Source organism: Nonomuraea sp. NPDC000554 (genome assembly GCF_040300065.1).
GTDB lineage: Bacteria > Actinomycetota > Actinomycetes > Streptosporangiales > Streptosporangiaceae > Nonomuraea.
On record NZ_JBEPDC010000005.1, the window covers coordinates 138,730 to 154,194 of the forward strand.

Below are 15,465 nucleotides of genomic sequence, written 5' to 3' on the forward strand. Positions count from 1 at the left end.
TGGATGGGATGCCGGACGCGGGGAATGCCCCCCGCCCGGCACCCGGCCGATGTACCGACTTAGAGTTCGCGCACCCGGATGTTGCGGAATTCGATCAGGTCGTTGTTGCTGTGGTTCTGCAACCCGACGAACCCGCTGATGAACTGGCGCAGATCCGTGGGCGGGTCGCCGGCGCGGGACGACGATTTACCCGGTGTGTTGTCGAACTCGTTGATCACCTTGCCGTTGCGGGTGATCGTGTAGTGCTGTCCGACTACCCGGACCTCGTACTCGTTCCACGTGCCCTTCGGGGTGACCCCGGCCTTGTCCAGCCCGTTGGGCGCGAAGTTGTAGATGGAGCCGGTCTTCTGCGGCTCCCCCGTGTCGCCGTCGTAGATCTGGATCTCCTGACCGCAGTAGATCGCGACCCAGGCGGGGGACGTACGGGCCGAGCCGACCGTTCCACAGCTTCCGGTCGGACGTTGGTCCAGCGGGGTTCTCGGGTCCGGGAACCGCACGAAGACTCCGCTGTTGGCGCGATACCCGTCGGGCGCGACGTCACGGAACTGCAGCCTCAGGGAGAAGTCGGCGTACGCCTTCTTCGAATACCACAGCATTCCGAGACCACCGGAAGCGCGGATCGTGCCGTCCCGCTGGAGGGTGAACTGTCCGGACGGAGCCTGGGACCATCCCTGGAGGGACTCCGCCGTCCCGTCGAAGATGGTCTCGTAGCCGTTCGTCTTGCCGATCTCGGACTGGGCGCCTGCCTTCTTGAGCGTGGTCGCGTCGCTGTTGCTGATGACGCCGTCCTTGCGGAACTGGTTCACCAGGTCGTTGAGGTGGCTCACGAACTCACCGTGGTTCGACCAGGCGCGCTCGTCGTCGATCAGGTCGTTGATCGTGCAACCGCCGCCGACCACGCGGTTGGCCACGCCGGTGTCGCTGTCGAGCAGCCAGACCGTCGGGCGGGTGTCAGGCGCCGGACAATCGACCTTGACGTCGATCGTGCCGGTGGCCACCTCACCGTTGGCGTAGGTGACCTTCAGCGTCGCCTTGTAGGTGCCGAAGCCGGCGTAGGTGTGCGTCGGGTTGGCCTCCTTCGACGGCTTGCTGCCGTCACCGAAGTCCCACTCCCACGACACGCCGCCGGCCTTCGTGTTGGAGAAGGCCACCGTCTTGGGCGTGCTCTGCCGGACGGGACGCGCCACGGCGTCGCTCGGGTTCGGCGTCGCCGGGCCGCCGTGGTAGGTGATGCGGATCAGCTTCTGGTTGGAGTGGAGGCTGAAGAAGCCGCTGGCGTAGTCGAGCATGTAGAGCGCGCCGTCCGGACCGAACTTGGCGTCCATCCATTGCTGGAGTTGGGTGTTGCCGCCGCCGGTCTGGATGATACTGCGCAGATCCTCACCGAAGGCCGGCCGGCCCGCGTCCGGGACGGTCTTCGGGTCGACGGTCACGGCGACGCGGTTGTTGCCGTTGGACTCGTCACCGATGAACCACTTGTTGTCCCAGTACGCCGGCCACGCCACACCGCTGTCGCTGTCGATCTGGGAACGGTGATAGGTCGGCCCCGACATGATCGCCTGGCCGCCGCCTCGGAGGTAGGGCTCGGTGAAGGTTTCGTCGCCCTGCTTGTACGTGGGGAGACCGCTGCCGTCGTTCCGCTTCGGGTAGACCGGGCCGCCGCCCTGCGGCGAGTACCAGATCATGTTGGAGCGCGCCGGCGGGATGTCGACGAGGCCCGTGTTGCGCGGCGAGGTGTTCTTCAGGTGGTCGCAGTCGTACCAGTCGGCGGGCTGGGTGGCGTCGACGTTGCTGCGGTCCCGGTAGGGCTGCTTGTCGCCCATGCAGTACGGCCAGCCCTGGTTACCGGCGGACGTGAGGATCGTCGCGGTCTCGTACTTCGCCGGTCCCCACGTCTCGCTCGGGCCGCCGGCGTCCGGACCGACCCAACCGGCGGTCAGCCAGTTGTTCACGTTGTCCCAGGCGAACCGCGCGATGTTGCGGACACCCATCACCCAGATCTCCGGGCGGGTCTTGCCGCCTCCCTCTTCCTTACCGGTGAACAGGTTGCCCTTGGGAATCGTGTAGGTGCCGTCGGGCTCCGGGTGGATACGGATGATCTTGCCGTTGAGGTCGTTGGTGTTGCCCGCGGTACGGCGGGCGTCCTGGAACGAGAGGCCCTTGTAGTCCTGGGTCCAGTTGTTCCCTGAGTAACCGGACGAGCCGCCGGAGGAGTTGTTGTCACCGGAACCGATGTAGAGGTTGCCGTCCTTGTCGAAGGTCATGGCTCCGCCCGCATGGCAGCAGCTGTGGATCTGGGCGTCCCAGTGCAGCAGGTCCTTGCGGGTGCTCTGGTCGATCGACTGCTTCGCGGCGTCGTAGGTGAACCGGGAGACCGTTCGCTGGCCGATCCGCTTGTCCCTGTCGATCGACTCGTGCGGCATCCAGTAGACGTAGACCCAGCCGTTCTCCGCGAATGTGGGGTCGAGGGTGATGCCGACCAGGCCTTCCTCGTCCTTGACCAGTTCGTCGCCGCTGCCGCGGTTGCCCATGACCGGGAGCGTGGTCAGGAGCTTGACCTGCTTGCTCTTCGGATCCCACTGGTGGATGGTGCCGCAGCCGAGGCCGACCTTGGGGTCGTTCCAGTCGACGATCGGGCCGGTGGGGCAGGCCGCCTTGCCGATGTAGAACACCTTGCCGTCCGGTGCGATGGTCAGGCCGTGGGGCTCGCCGATCTGGTCGAGCTGCCCTGACTGGTTCTGTCCGGTCAGCCGCTCGGTGGTGTAGTTCGACGCGATGGTCGCCTGGCAGTCACCGCGGACCAGACCGGTCGCCCACATGACGGCGCCGCCGAGGTGGCTCTGGAACTGCTTGTCGCCGGTGTAGCTCGCCTTGGTGCCGCCCATGCCGGTGTAGAACGACCGGCCGCCGTCGTAGTCACGGCACCAGGAGATCGGGTGGAACCGGCCATTGCCGTTCAGTCCCGCGTCATAGGTGTTCTCCTCGACCTGCGCCACCGTATGGACCTTGCCCAGCGGGTTAGGGCTCCAGTTCATCCACGTGTCGGTCCGGGTCAAGGTGAAGGGCAGGCCCTTGTTCGCCGGGTGCCCGCGGTCGATGAGGTCGACGACGGCCTTCTGTTCCTGGGTCTCCGGGGGAGGTCCGGCGGTGGGGCCGAACAGCCGCAGCTCGGCCAGCTGGATCAGGGGCTCGCCGCTGTTTGCGGTGATGTTGAGCCGGTAGTACTGGTACGCCGTGGTGTTGTCGAACGTGTATTCCTTGGTCTGGAACCGCTGGGGGAAACTCTCCCCACTCCGCTTGTCCAGGTCCGTCCAGTTCGTCCCGTTCTGCGAGCCCTGCAGGGTCCAGTCCTTCGGGTCACGGCCGGGGAAGTCGTTGGCCGACGTCAACGCATAGTGGGCCACCGCGACCGGCTTTTCGATCTTCGCCTGCACCCATCCGGTCGGCGTCCGGGCCAACCACTTGGTGTCGTTGCTCCCGTCGAACAGCTTGTCCTTGGTCTCGTTCGGCGGGTTCTCCCCGCTCGCCGTGCTCTCCACCACCTTCTCCGGGTTGGGGACGCTGCCGGCGGGGCGGGTGCCGATCAGCTCGGTGAACCAGGCCGAGTCCGCCTGGGCGCGAGCGGCGTCGTGGACTCCGACGAAGCCGCCGCCATCCCTGATGTACGCCTGCAGGGCGGCCAACTGGGCGTCGTTCAGGGCCGCGCCCTTCGCGGACAGGAAGACCACGCCGCGGTAGCGCGCCAGGGTGTCGGCGGTGAAGACGGCCGGATCCTGCGACTTGTCGACGGAGAAGCCGTTCTCCTTGCCCAGCTCTTTGATCGCCGCCGTGGCCTGCTCGACCGGGTCGTCCTGCTGGGCGGCCGGGCCGTGGAAGACGAGCACGTTGACGTCGGCCGGTGCCGGGGCGCCGGCCCTGGCCTGCGCCGGCGTGACCGGGGCTGGTGCCGGTGCGGCGGCGGCCTGTGCCGGTAAGGCAACCGGAGCCGCCAGGCCCAGCATCAGGGCGGCGCCCGACATCGTGATCAGTACGCGGCGCCAGGCGGGTGGTCGGGGCTGTACGAAAAGGCCTCTTCGACCCATCGTTGGCTCCTTCAGGTTGGGGGGTTGGCAAACCTGGTGGAAGTGTTGCGGTCGGTGGTGACCGGTCGCGCCGACGTGGCGCCACCTCGTGATCGCCTTTCGACGCTTTGCCGCTCACGCCCGGGAGCAGCGGGGACGTCCTCCCAGACGGCGACTCATGGCTCGCGTCAGTGATGCATGTTCATGGAGTGACCCGGCATGGAGTGACCCGGCATGTTCCCGTCCGCGTCGGTCACCATGAACACGCCGGCCATCCCCATGTCGGAGTGGCTCTGGACGTGGCAGTGGTACATCCACGCTCCAGGGCCGACGCGCTCGCCGGCGATCACCTGGAAGCCGAATGACTCGGCGGGTCCTGTGATCTTGGTGTCGATGATCCGGCTCGGGTCCTGAGGGCTTTCCAGCAGACCGGTGCGGTTGTCGGCCCAGCGATGTCCGTGGATGTGGAACGTGTGGAAGAAGTCGCCGTGCGTGATCACGATGAACTCCACCCGCTCGCCGAGCTTCGCGACGAATTCGGGTGCCCCATGGGCCGGTCGGTTGTTGATCGACATGTCGTTGAAGACGACGGTGAACTGCTTGTCCGGTATGACATCGCCCTTCCGGCGCACTATCAGCGGTCCGTAGAGCCCCCGCCGGATGCCGCCGGTGCCGTGATCGGTCCCTACGACGTGGTCGTGGTAGTGCCAGTAGCCCGCGCTGCCGGGTTCGATGAGGCCGCCCGGGCGCCGGCCGGGGGCGTGGGTGCGCCAGACGTAGGTACGCCGACCTCCCGGTTCCACCGCGCTGTTGTTCATCCTCGTGCCGTCGCTGGCAGTGTCGTAGTCCACCCCGTGCACGTGCAAGCTGGCCGTCACGTCCAGGTTGTTGACCATCTCGATCTCAAGGGTGTCGCCCTCGACCATTTCGAGGAGGGGGCCGGGGATCGTGGCCTTGCCGGGCTCCAGGCCGTAACCCAGCTGACCGTCCGGCAGTTGCTCGGCGTAGAGGGTGATGCGGCGGAGGTCGCCCTTGCCGCCCGGCTTGTCCGTAGGCTTGTCGACCAGCGCCTTGGCCTGGCTTGATGCGACAAATGGTGCGAACGCGGCTACTGCCGCGGACGTAGTGAAGGCACGCCGGGAGAACAGGCTTTTTGCCATGCCTCTGCCTACCTCAGTCATGGTTCCCCAATCGGTGACGGCACCCCACGTGCGTGAGGGCAGGGTGCAGCTGCTCGTGATGCCGGAAGCGAGCCGGCGTGGACGACGTGGTCGAGCCGGCCAGGAAGAGGAGTGCGTCGGGAGCGTGAGGGTCGGATCGCGTATCACTGCGGGTTGGGGACAGCAGTTAGGTTGACTTCCGTTGGAAGTACGCGCCTTTTTCGGCGAAATGTCAAGAAGTAGCGCCGAAAGAGCCGGGATTTCCGCGTATATCTGGCTAAAGGTCTGCGTAACTCCAGCGCTGCGGCACCCAGCGCGTCCCAGGTCGCGATCGACAGCGGGTAGCCCTTGACCAGTGGAAACGCGAATCAAGGGCGTTGCTGGGGCGTCCGGATGTCACCGATCGTTGAACGGTGCGGGCTCCTGGCCGATCTCGCCGACGCCCCGCCCTGGTGCTCGGCCGCTACTTGGACGTCCCGGCCTGGAACCAGCTCGGCGTCGGCCTGCTCGCCGCTCTGCCGCCGAAACACGCACCTACGTCCGCGTGATCTTCCTGGATCCGAGCCTCGCAGGGTGACCGGCTTGGCTCGCAGAGGATCGGCCTGCCTGGTCCAGGCGTAGCCGTGCATGGGTGTGCGCGCCTTTCCTGAACGCTCTGTTGCGGTGCTGTTTTGGTGAGACCACAGTGGCCGGGCATCCTCTGCCAGCCTTCGTCACTTACTGTAATCATTTGTGTGCACTAAGCGTTTTACCGGCTTGGTGTCAGTACATCGGAGGAAGCCTGCAAGGAGACGATGTGCATCTAACCCCCCACGAGCAGGAACGGCTGCTGATCCATGTGGCCGCCGACGTCGCCCAGAAACGCCGGGCTCGCGGACTGCCGCTGAACTATCCCGAGGTGGTCGCGCTGCTGACCGCGCACGTGCTGGAGGGCGCCAGGGACGGCAGAACCGTCCGGGAGCTCATGGAGTCCGGACGCGAGGTGCTCACCTACCAGGAGGTGATGGAGGGCGTGCCCGAGATGATCGACATGATCCAGGTGGAGGCGACCTTCCCCGACGGCACCAAGCTGGTCACCATCACCGATCCCATCGCGGCGCGCGCGAACATCCTGGGCCCTGGCCAGGTCGAGCACCCCGACGGGGCCGGGCCGGTGCACGTCAACGAGGGACTGCCGGTGACCCGGGTCGAGGTCCGAAACACCGGCGACCGCGCCGTCCAGGTCGGCTCCCACTACCACTTCTACGAGGCCAACCCGGCGCTGGAGATCAGACGGGCCGACGCCTCGGGCCCGCCTGACCGGGCCTGCGCCTACGGCATGCGGCTGCACATCCCGGCAGGAAAGTCCCGGCGGTTCGAACCCAACGAGACGGTCGAGGTCGACCTGGTGCCGCTGCAGGGGGAGCGGATGGTGTGGGGCCTGCGGGGCGAGGTCGGGGGTGCGCTGCGATGAGCGAGGAGCAGCCGTGGCTCGTGGAGCGCGCCGACTACGCCGACCTGTACGGCCCGACCACCGGGGACCGGATCCGGCTCGCCGACACCGACCTGCGGATCGAGGTCACCGAGGACTGGGCGGGCGGCCCCGGCCGCAGCGGTGACGAGATGGTGTTCGGCGGCGGCAAGGTGATCCGGGAGTCGATGGGCCAATCCTGCGTGCGCCGGGTGGACGGCGCGCCGGACACCGTGATCACCGGGGTGGTGATCCTGGACCACTGGGGAGTGGTCAAGGCCGACGTCGCACTGCGCGACGGCCGGATCCACGCCGTGGGCCGGGCGTACAACCCCGACACCATGAACGCGCGCCACGGTCGCGACACCACCGGCGACATCAGCGGCGCCGCCTCCGGCCCGCCCAGGCCCGCCGACATCGTCGTGGGACCGGAAACCGAGATCATCTCCGGTAACGGCAAGATCCTCACCGCGGGCGGCGTGGACACCCATGTCCACTTCATCTGCCCCGAGCAGATCGACGAGGCGCTCGCCTCGGGCGTCACGACGCTGATCGGTGGCGGCGCCGGCCCGGCCGAGGGTACCAAGGCCACCACCGTCACCTCCGGCGCCTGGCACATCGCCTCCATGTTCCAGGCTCTGGACGCCTGCCCGGTCAACATCGGGCTGCTCGGCCAGGGCGCGACGATGTCGCGCGAGTCGATGCGGGACCAGCTGCGCGCCGGCGTGCTCGGGTTCAAGGTCCACGAGGACTGGGGCGCCACCCCGGCGGTGCTGGACGCCTGCCTGCAAGTGTGCGAGGAGTCCGGCGTCCAGCTGGCCATCCACGCCGACACCCTGAATGAGGCCGGCTACCTGCACGACACCGTGGCGGCCATCGGCGGTCGCTCCATCCACGCCTTCCACGTCGAGGGCGCCGGCGGCGGGCACGCCCCCGACATCATCAAGCTGGCCTCCTACTCCAACGTGCTGCCCGCCTCCACCAACCCCACCCGGCCGCTGACGGTCAACACCGTCCCCGAGCACATCGACATGGTGATCGTCTGCCATCACCTCAACCGGCTGGACCCGGCGGACCTGGCCTTTGCCGAATCCCGCATCCGTCCCTCCACCATGGCCGCCGAGGATGTCCTGCACGACATGGGCGCCATCTCGATCATGTCGTCCGACGCCCAGGCCATGGGACGCATCGGCGAGATGATCCTGCGCACCTGGCAGACCGCGCACGTGATGAAGCGCCAGCGCGGACTCCTGGACGGCGACGGGCCCGCCGACAACCTGCGCGCCCGCCGCTACGTCGCCAAGTACACGATCAACCCGGCCATCGCGCACGGCATCGGCCACGTCGTCGGCTCCGTACGACCCGGCCTGCTGGCCGACCTGGTGCTGTGGGAGCCCAAGTTCTTCGGCGTCAAGCCGCACCTGGTGATCAAGGGCGGGCAGATCGCCTACGCGCAGATCGGCGACGCCAACGCCTCCATCCCCACTCCCCAGCCGATCCTGCCGCGTCGCATGTTCGGCGCCCTCGGGCACGCCCCCGGCGGCAACGCGGTCAACTTCGTCTCCAGCCACTTCGCCGGCCTGCCCGGCCTGCGCAAACCGTTCACCGCCAGCACCGACACGCGCGGGCTGACCAAGGCCGACATGCGCGAGAACGACGCCACTCCCGAGATCGACGTCGACCCCCGCAGCTTCACCGTCACCATCCCGGGCAGCGGCGGCACCAGCCGCCCCGACGACAAGGCCAAGGACGTCAGGGCGGTGGTCGAGGAGGACCGGGTGACGCCGGAGTACCGTGCCGAACTGCCCATGGCCCAGCGGTACTTCCTGTTCTGACCGCCTGAACGAGGAGCGACGATGAGTCCTGCGGCCCTGTTGGTGCTCGGTGACGGCCGCTTCCCCTCCGGCGGGCACGCGCACTCCGGAGGGGCGGAGGCCGCCATCGCGGCCGGCCGCGTCCACGACGCCGGCACCCTGGAGCGGTTCTGCCGCGGCCGCCTGCACACTGCCGGCCTGGTGGCCGCCGCCCTGGCCGCGGCGGCGGCCGACGGCTGCGACCCGCTGCTGTTGGACGCCGCCGCCGACGCCCGCACCCCCGCACCGGCGCTGCGCCAGACCGCCCGCAAACTGGGGCGCCAGCTGCTGCGCGCGGTTCGCGTCGCCTGGCCCGACCCGAGGCTCGACGAGCTGGCCGCGGCCCGTCCCGGCGGCGTCCACCAGCCGATCGTCTTGGGCCTGGCCGCGCGGGTGGCCGGGCTGGGCCCGGAAGAAGCCGCACGGGCCGCCGCCTACGACAACGCGAGCAGCCCTGTCACCGCGGCGGTGCGGCTGCTGGGCCTGGACCCGCTGCGCGCCGCCGCCGTCCTGGCGCGCCTGGCCGGCGACATCGACCAGGTTGCCCTCCGTGCCGTCCGGCAAGCGGCGCGGGTGGCGGCCGACGGGCCAGGTGTCCTGCCCGCCGCCTCGGCGCCGCTGTTGGACATCACCGCCGAGCAGCACGCCGCCTGGCCGGTACGGCTGTTCGCGAGCTGACCAGCGCTCACTCCCACAACGGCATCTGGAGGCCGCCATGCACCTGCACCATCTCGACACCCTGCCCTGCGGAGGTGGCGCCCCCGACGGGCGACGCGCCTTGCGCATCGGCCTGGGCGGCCCCGTGGGCTCCGGCAAGACCGCCACCGTCGCCGCTCTGTGCCGGCAGCTGCGCGACAGCCTGTCCCTGGCGGTGGTCACCAACGACATCTACACCCGCGAGGACGCAGAGGCCCTGCTCCGCCAGGCCGTCCTGCCGCCCGAGCGGATCATCGGCGTCGAGACCGGCGCCTGCCCGCACACCGCCATCCGCGACGACATCTCCGCCAACCTCGAAGCCGTCGAAGACCTCCAGGCCCGGATCGACCCGCTGGACCTCATCCTGATCGAATCCGGTGGCGACAACCTCACCGCCACCTTCTCCCGGGGCCTGGTCGATCACCAGATCTTCCTCATCGACGTCGCCGGCGGCGACGACATCCCACGCAAGGGCGGCCCTGGACTGACCACCGCCGACCTGCTCGTCATCAACAAGACCGACCTGGCTCCTTACGTCGGCGCCGACCTGGAGGCCATGGAGCGCGATGCCAAGGCCGCCCGCGGCACCCGCCCCGTCGTCCTCGCCAGCATCCGGGCCGACGACGGCGTCCGGCCCGTCGCCGACTGGGTCACCCGCCGCGTCGCCGAGTGGGCTGCGGCACGGGTATGACGGCCCTCGTCCAGGGCTCCGTCCACGCCATGGCCCAGGCCGGCACTCCGACCGGCGCCACCGCCTCACCCGGCCCTCAACCGTCCCGATCCCACAGCGTGCACGCCACCGCCCGCATCACCGCTGTCGCCGATGCCGGAGCCACCCGCTGCACCGTCCTGCACGGCGACGGCCCCTTCGACCCGCGACGGCTGCGGCCGCGCGGCGGCCGGGCCCGTGTGTGCGTCCTGGGTGCCATGAGCGCCCCGCACAACGGCGACCGGCTGCGCATCGAGGTCGTCGTCGGCCCGGGCGCCGACCTGGAGATCATCACCGCCGCGGCCACCATCGCCCTGCCCGGCCCCACCCCCGGCCCCGCCACCTGGGACCTGATCGTCTCCGTGGCGGACGACGCCTGCCTGCGTTGGCTGCCAGAACCACTCATCAGTACCGCAGGCAGCGATCTGCGCCAGAGCACTCACATCGACCTGGCCCCCAGCGCCCGCCTTCTGCTCACCGAGCGGCAGATCCTCGGCCGCGCCCACGAACCGCCGGGCAACCTGACCAGCCGACTCACCCTCCGCCGCGACGGGCACACGCTTTTGGACCAGCAGACCGACTACGGGCCCAGCGCGCCCTGCTGGGACGGGCCCGCCGTCCTGGTCGGCTACCGCACCATCGGCCAGACCCTCCTCATCGACCCGAAACTCGACGACCCGATGCCCCACACCCAGATCCTCAGCGACAGCCCTGACAACGGGCACGCCGTCGTCACCGCGCTCCCCGGCCCCGGCCGGCTCCTGACCGCCGTCGCCCCCGACGCGCGCGTCCTGCACCGCCACCTCCACACCGAGCTGCGTCGGCATGCGTGAGGCGCCTTGCGGTGGGGCACACGGTGCTGTCGTCACAGTGCACCCTGGGCATTGCCCGGCACCCGTCGCGCCATCCGCCAAACCCGAGCAGCTTCGCCTTCTCCCTGGAGAGCGCGGACCTTTCGCCCTTGACCGGCTCACGGGCCTTCGGCTTTCGTGCTGGGCCGCGCGGGCGTTCGGGACCGGCTTGCGGGCCTGCGGCTTTCGTGCTGGACCGGGCTGTTTGTTTCGGGAGTTCGGTTCGGAGAGTTCTAGCTGGAGACGCCGCCGTCCACCGGGATGACCGCGCCCGTCAGGTAGGCGCCGGCGCGTGAGGCCAGGTAGATCGCCGCCCCGGCCATGTCGTCGGGGCGGCCGATCCGGCCCAGGGGGACGCCGGCGGCGACGGCCTCGCGGGTGGCGGGGTCGTCCAGGGCGAACGCCGTCATCTTCGAGTCGAACGGCCCGGGCGCGATGGCGTTGACCGTGATGTGCTCGCGCGCCAGCTGCCTCGCCAGATGCCGGGTGAGCATGTGCACCCCGGCCTTCGCGGCGGAGTAGGCGTAGTTCTCCATGGGCGGCACCCTGATCCCGTCGATGGACCCGATGTTGATCACTCGCGCGGGGTCGTCGGCGCTGGCGCTGGACCGCAGCTGCGGCAGGAACCGCTGGGTCAGGTAGAAGACGCCCTTGACGTTGATGTTCCAGAGCTTGTCGAAGGCGTGCTCCGGATACTCCTCCAGCGGCGCGCCCCACGTGGCGCCGGCGTTGTTCACGAGGACGTCCAGCGGCCCGTCCACGGCGGACACCAGCGTGGCCACCCCCTCGGACGTCGACAGGTCGGCGGGCACGGCGACGCACCCCAGTTCGGCAGCGGTCTTCTCGACCTCGGCCGTCTTCCGCGCGGAGATGTAGACCGTCGCCCCCGCCTCGACGAACCCGGCCGCGATCATGCGCCCGATGCCCCGCGACCCGCCGGTGACGACGACCGTCTTGCCTTCCACCGAGAACAGACTCATGCCGAGAGCATGCCATACCAACCGGTCGGTCCCAAGGGCGCCAGGGTTCGTCCGGGCGGGGCCGGCGGCTCGCTCGGGCTGCCGCCCTCGATCGTCAGGACCGTCAGGGCCCCTTCGGGACGGCGCGGGGCGGCGGGCCGTGGCGAGCCCGGCCGCCGTTCGGAACGGCCACGGGGCGGCAGGGTCGTCGGAACCCGGCCGCCGCCCGGCCTGTCCGGCTGAGTCACACCCCCGGCAGGCGGCCGTTGCGGAAGAGGTCGACGAAGCGTTGATGGTCCTCGCGCGCCTGCGCCCCGTACCGGTGCGCGAAGTCGACGAGCATCGCGACGAATCCCGGCCTGTCGCCGTTGACCACCGCCACGATCGCCTCCTCCGTGGAGAAGTTCACCAGGTCGTGGCTGGACTCGTCGTCGGCCACCGAGTGCATGCGCGCCACCGCCCGCCCCAGGTCCCGCATGATGGCCCGCACCTCGGCGGGCTCGTTGACGTCCTCCCAGTCCAGGTCGGCCGAGTACGGCGAGACCTCCGCGACGAGCTGCCCCACCCCGTCGAGGGTGGTGTAGCCGAGCCAGGGGTCGGCGTACGCCTGGAGCGCCCGCTGTGACTCCGCCGTACGGTGCCCCTGGTGGTGGAAGTACTTCACCACCTTCTCGTCGGTGACGTACCGCGCCACCGCGGGCACCTGGGCCTGCTTCATGTAGAGGATGACGTCGTTCTCCAGCGCCTGCGAGCGCCCCTCCAGCAGCAGGTTGTACGACGGCAGCCCGGCCGACCCGATGCCCACGCCCTTGCGCAGCGCCACGTCCTTGATGACGTGCTCGGCGGGGTTCGACTGGACGGGCAGCGTCGTCAGGTAGTCCTCGAACGCCGCGAGCACGGCGGCGCGTGTCGGCGGATCGACGGGCTCGCGGCCCTCCATGATGGCGAAGCGCCGGTCGTAGTCGTCTATCACCGTCTCGACGTCCAGCATCGCGACGCGGGTGTTGAGGCGGGCGGTCTGCAGCACGCGGTGCAGCACGCCGGAGGTGGTGTCGAGCGTCAGCGAGCCGATCGCGTCGTCCCCGCCGTGCGCGATGCCGGTCAGTTCGTCCAGGTACGCGCCGGCGAAGTCGGTGACCAGCATGCTGATCGCGTCGTCCGACAGCGCCTTGGCGTAGCCGATCAGTGCCACGCTGGCCGCGAAGCGCTTGAGGTCCCAGACGTACGGGCCGACGTACGCCTCGTCGAAGTCGTTGACGTTGAACACGAGCACGCCGGAGGCGTTCATGTAGGTGCCGAAGTTCTCCGCGTGCAGGTCGCCGTGGATCCACACCCGGCTGGTCGGCGGGTCCAGGTAGGAGTCGTCGGCGAACAGGTTCGTCAGGTCGGAGTAGAAGACGCAGGCGCTGCCTCGGTAGAACGCGAACGGGGAAGCCGCCATTTTCCGGAATTTCCGCCGGAAAGCGGCGGGGTCCCGCTTGATCGACTCGCCGAACTCCGCCATCAGGACGTCGAGCAGGTAGGTGGAGCGTGTGCTCATAGACCGGACAGTAGATCCCGGACGCGTCCGCGCCTACCCTGGACTTTCCCTGTCAGGGTCGCCCGGCCGCGACCGCCCGCCCGGAGGGGACCGCCCGGAGGCCGGCGACGGTGAGCGTCACCGTCATCACGCCCAGCGCCACGCACTGGATCAGCGTCGAGGTCCAGTAGATCCCGCCCTCGGAGCCGGGGAAGTTCCAGCGCAGTTCCGGCAGGACGTTGCTCAGCGCGACGGCCCCCAGGACGGCCAGCGCGAGCGGCAGGGACGGTGACCCGCCCCTGAACAGCCAGTGCGCCCCGGTCACCATGATGGCCGTGATGGCCAGGCCGACCGAGGTGATCCAGGGCCACAACCACGGCGTGTGCTCGGTCATGGTCAGGAAGGTGAGCACCTCCTCGACCGCCACCACCCCCGTCAGCGGCAGCAACGCCACCCACCAGGGACGGCGGGCGGGCGGGGCGTCGCCGTGGAAGCCCAGCACCACGGCCAGCACCGGCACCGCGACGAGCAGCACGGAGGGCACTGCCTCCGACAGGGCCCCGTGGCTGTCGAACAGGTAGAGCGACCAGGCGCCGCCCAGCGCCGCCGTCACCTTGGCCGGCCGGGCGTGACCGCGCATGAGCGCCACGAAGGCGACGATCCACAGGCAGGACAACGCTGCGTAGCCGATCCTTGACAGCCGTTCCGCGGAGCCGGGCGCGCCGATGAACTGCGGATCTCTCAGGACGGTGACGCCGAGCACCAGGTGCGCGACGCTGGACAGGGCGAGCACCGCGTGGAAGGCCACTCCGAGCACCGCGACGAGCCGTACGGTCTCGCCCCAGGTGGCGTACCGGGGCGCGGTGCCGAGCCGGATCCGGACGGACAGTGCCAACACGCTGGCGATCTCGCCCCAGCGCGGCCGGGGGTTCAGCTCGTCGGGCACCTCGCCGGACATGTCCATGAACTCGGCCACCATCTCCTCCTCGCGCTCGGCGCGGTAGGAGGCGGGAAGCAGCCGCAGCACGTGGCGGTAACGCTGTTCGAGCAGAGACGCGGTCACGCGGCGCCTCCGGCGGTCCTGGCCCGCAGGCGGGTGATCGCGACGCTCGCGGTGTCGGCGAGCCGGGTGGCGTCCTCGTGGAGGGCGCGTGCGCCGGAGTCGGTCAGCCGGTAGTAGCGACGCAGCCGCCCCTGCTGGACCTCCTCGCGGTCGAGTTCGACCAGCCCTTCCGCCGCCAGCCGGTCGAGCACGCCGTACAGGGAACCGATCTTGAGCTGCACCCGCCCGCCGGAGAGCCGATCGACCTCCTGGACGATGCCGTAACCGTGCCGCGGCTCGTCGACCAGGGCGGTGAGCGCCAGGAACATGGGCTCTGTGATGTTCACGGCCACACTATATCTTGCAAGACAGGATATAGGGAGGATCAAGGGTGCTGGCTGGAGACCGAGACCACCTCGCCCGTCATGTACGACGAGTAGTCGCTGGCCAGGAAGACGATCACGTTGGCCACCTCCCACGGTTCGGCCGAGCGGCCGAACGCCTCCTGGGCGGTGAGCTCGGCCAGCAGGTCCTCGCTGGTCACCTTGGCGAGGAACGGGTGCACGGCCAGCGACGGCGCGACCGCGTTCACCCTGACCCCGTGCTCGGCGGCCTCCAGGGCGACGCACCTGGTCAGCGCCATCACCCCGGCCTTGGCGGCGGCGTAGTGCGACTGCCCGCGCTGCGCCCGCCAGCCGATCACCGACGCGTTGTTGACGATCACCCCGGACCGCTGGGCGGTCATCTGCCTGAGCGCGGCCCTGGTGCAGCGCATGGTGCCGGTCAGGGTCACGTCGACGACCGCGTGCCACTGCTCGTCGGACATCTCCGCCAGCTCCGCCGTGCCGCCCAGCCCGGCGTTGTTGACGACGACGTCCAGCCTGCCGTGCGCCTCGACTGTCGCGGCGAACAGCGCCCGCACCTGCGCCTCGGACGTCACGTCGCACGGGACGGCCAGCGGCTTGACGCCGGTCAGCTCGGCCAGCGCCTCGGCGGCCTGCTCCAGGCGACGCTCGTGGCGGTCGGAGACGACGACCGTGGCGCCCTCCTCGGCGCAGCGCCTGGCGGTGGCGTAGCCGATCCCGGCTCCCGCCGCGGCCGTCACCAGCGTGACCTTCCCGACGAGCAGGCCGTGCGCCTGCGGGTAAGGCGGTGCCATCCGTAC

12 protein-coding genes are annotated in these 15,465 nt (G+C 69.7%); 5 read left to right on the forward strand and 7 right to left on the reverse strand.

All coding sequences use genetic code 11. The annotated features are described in order from the left end of the window. Positions 1-59: 59 nt before the first annotated feature. Both ABT294_RS11910 and ABT294_RS11915 read right to left on the reverse strand, forming a co-directional pair. The gene (locus tag ABT294_RS11910) at positions 60-4,019 is read right to left on the reverse strand and encodes a ThuA domain-containing protein (RefSeq protein ID WP_350805344.1); all 3,960 of its coding nucleotides are present in this window, start codon (positions 4,017-4,019) and stop codon (positions 60-62) included. A 230-nt stretch (positions 4,020-4,249) separates the two neighbouring features. Beyond that, complete coding sequence (locus ABT294_RS11915; RefSeq protein WP_350805345.1) at positions 4,250-5,242, reverse strand: multicopper oxidase domain-containing protein; 993 nt, start codon at positions 5,240-5,242, stop codon at positions 4,250-4,252. A 775-nt stretch (positions 5,243-6,017) separates the two neighbouring features. On the opposite strand from ABT294_RS11915, the gene ABT294_RS11920 reads away from it, so the two are divergent. From ABT294_RS11920 to ABT294_RS11940, 5 genes are read left to right on the forward strand one after another with little or no spacing between them, the layout of a single operon-like run. Then, positions 6,018-6,674, forward strand: coding sequence for an urease subunit gamma (locus ABT294_RS11920; protein WP_350805346.1), 657 nt, complete (start codon positions 6,018-6,020; stop codon positions 6,672-6,674). Then, positions 6,671-8,506 (forward strand): urease subunit alpha, encoded by a 1,836-nt coding sequence (locus ABT294_RS11925; RefSeq protein WP_350805347.1) that lies wholly within the window; start codon positions 6,671-6,673, stop codon positions 8,504-8,506. Before ABT294_RS11920 ends, ABT294_RS11925 begins: the two co-directional genes overlap by 4 nt. Before the next feature lie 21 nt (positions 8,507-8,527). Then, positions 8,528-9,202, forward strand: coding sequence for an urease accessory protein UreF (locus tag ABT294_RS11930; RefSeq protein WP_350805348.1), 675 nt, complete (start codon positions 8,528-8,530; stop codon positions 9,200-9,202). 37 nt (positions 9,203-9,239) lie between these two features. After that, the gene (gene ureG, locus ABT294_RS11935) at positions 9,240-9,911 is read left to right on the forward strand and encodes an urease accessory protein UreG (RefSeq protein WP_350805349.1); all 672 of its coding nucleotides are present in this window, start codon (positions 9,240-9,242) and stop codon (positions 9,909-9,911) included. Then, the gene (locus ABT294_RS11940) at positions 9,908-10,762 is read left to right on the forward strand and encodes an urease accessory protein UreD (protein ID WP_350805350.1); all 855 of its coding nucleotides are present in this window, start codon (positions 9,908-9,910) and stop codon (positions 10,760-10,762) included. Before ureG ends, ABT294_RS11940 begins: the two co-directional genes overlap by 4 nt. Positions 10,763-11,013: 251 nt before the next feature. On the opposite strand, the gene ABT294_RS11945 is transcribed toward ABT294_RS11940, so the two are convergent. The 5 genes from ABT294_RS11945 to ABT294_RS11965 all read right to left on the reverse strand — a co-directional run bounded on the left by ABT294_RS11945 (position 11,014) and on the right by ABT294_RS11965 (position 15,459). After that, a complete protein-coding gene (locus ABT294_RS11945; RefSeq protein ID WP_350805351.1) occupies positions 11,014-11,760 on the reverse strand; it encodes an SDR family oxidoreductase in 747 nt (248 codons plus the stop codon). A 223-nt stretch (positions 11,761-11,983) separates the two neighbouring features. Further along, complete coding sequence (locus ABT294_RS11950; protein WP_350805353.1) at positions 11,984-13,279, reverse strand: DUF2252 domain-containing protein; 1,296 nt, start codon at positions 13,277-13,279, stop codon at positions 11,984-11,986. Between the two features lie 52 nt (positions 13,280-13,331). Next, positions 13,332-14,321 carry a hypothetical protein gene (locus tag ABT294_RS11955; protein ID WP_350805354.1) on the reverse strand — a complete coding sequence of 330 codons (990 nt, stop codon included), beginning with the start codon at positions 14,319-14,321 and terminating at the stop codon, positions 13,332-13,334. Continuing rightward, the gene (locus tag ABT294_RS11960) at positions 14,318-14,647 is read right to left on the reverse strand and encodes a PadR family transcriptional regulator (RefSeq protein WP_350805355.1); all 330 of its coding nucleotides are present in this window, start codon (positions 14,645-14,647) and stop codon (positions 14,318-14,320) included. Before ABT294_RS11960 ends, ABT294_RS11955 begins: the two co-directional genes overlap by 4 nt. A gap of 38 nt (positions 14,648-14,685) precedes the next feature. After that, the gene (locus ABT294_RS11965; protein WP_350805356.1) at positions 14,686-15,459 is read right to left on the reverse strand and encodes an SDR family oxidoreductase; all 774 of its coding nucleotides are present in this window, start codon (positions 15,457-15,459) and stop codon (positions 14,686-14,688) included. Positions 15,460-15,465: the final 6 nt, after the last annotated feature.

Coding starts and splice junctions, on each gene's coding strand:
- ABT294_RS11910 (WP_350805344.1), bottom strand. CDS start 4,019: ATGTCGGGCGCCGCCCTGATGCTGGGCCTGGCGGCTCCGGTTGCCTTA.
- ABT294_RS11915 (WP_350805345.1), bottom strand. CDS start 5,242: ATGACTGAGGTAGGCAGAGGCATGGCAAAAAGCCTGTTCTCCCGGCGT.
- ABT294_RS11925 (WP_350805347.1), top strand. CDS start 6,671: ATGAGCGAGGAGCAGCCGTGGCTCGTGGAGCGCGCCGACTACGCCGAC.
- ABT294_RS11930 (WP_350805348.1), top strand. CDS start 8,528: ATGAGTCCTGCGGCCCTGTTGGTGCTCGGTGACGGCCGCTTCCCCTCC.
- ureG (WP_350805349.1), top strand. CDS start 9,240: ATGCACCTGCACCATCTCGACACCCTGCCCTGCGGAGGTGGCGCCCCC.
- ABT294_RS11940 (WP_350805350.1), top strand. CDS start 9,908: ATGACGGCCCTCGTCCAGGGCTCCGTCCACGCCATGGCCCAGGCCGGC.
- ABT294_RS11945 (WP_350805351.1), bottom strand. CDS start 11,760: ATGAGTCTGTTCTCGGTGGAAGGCAAGACGGTCGTCGTCACCGGCGGG.
- ABT294_RS11950 (WP_350805353.1), bottom strand. CDS start 13,279: ATGAGCACACGCTCCACCTACCTGCTCGACGTCCTGATGGCGGAGTTC.
- ABT294_RS11965 (WP_350805356.1), bottom strand. CDS start 15,459: ATGGCACCGCCTTACCCGCAGGCGCACGGCCTGCTCGTCGGGAAGGTC.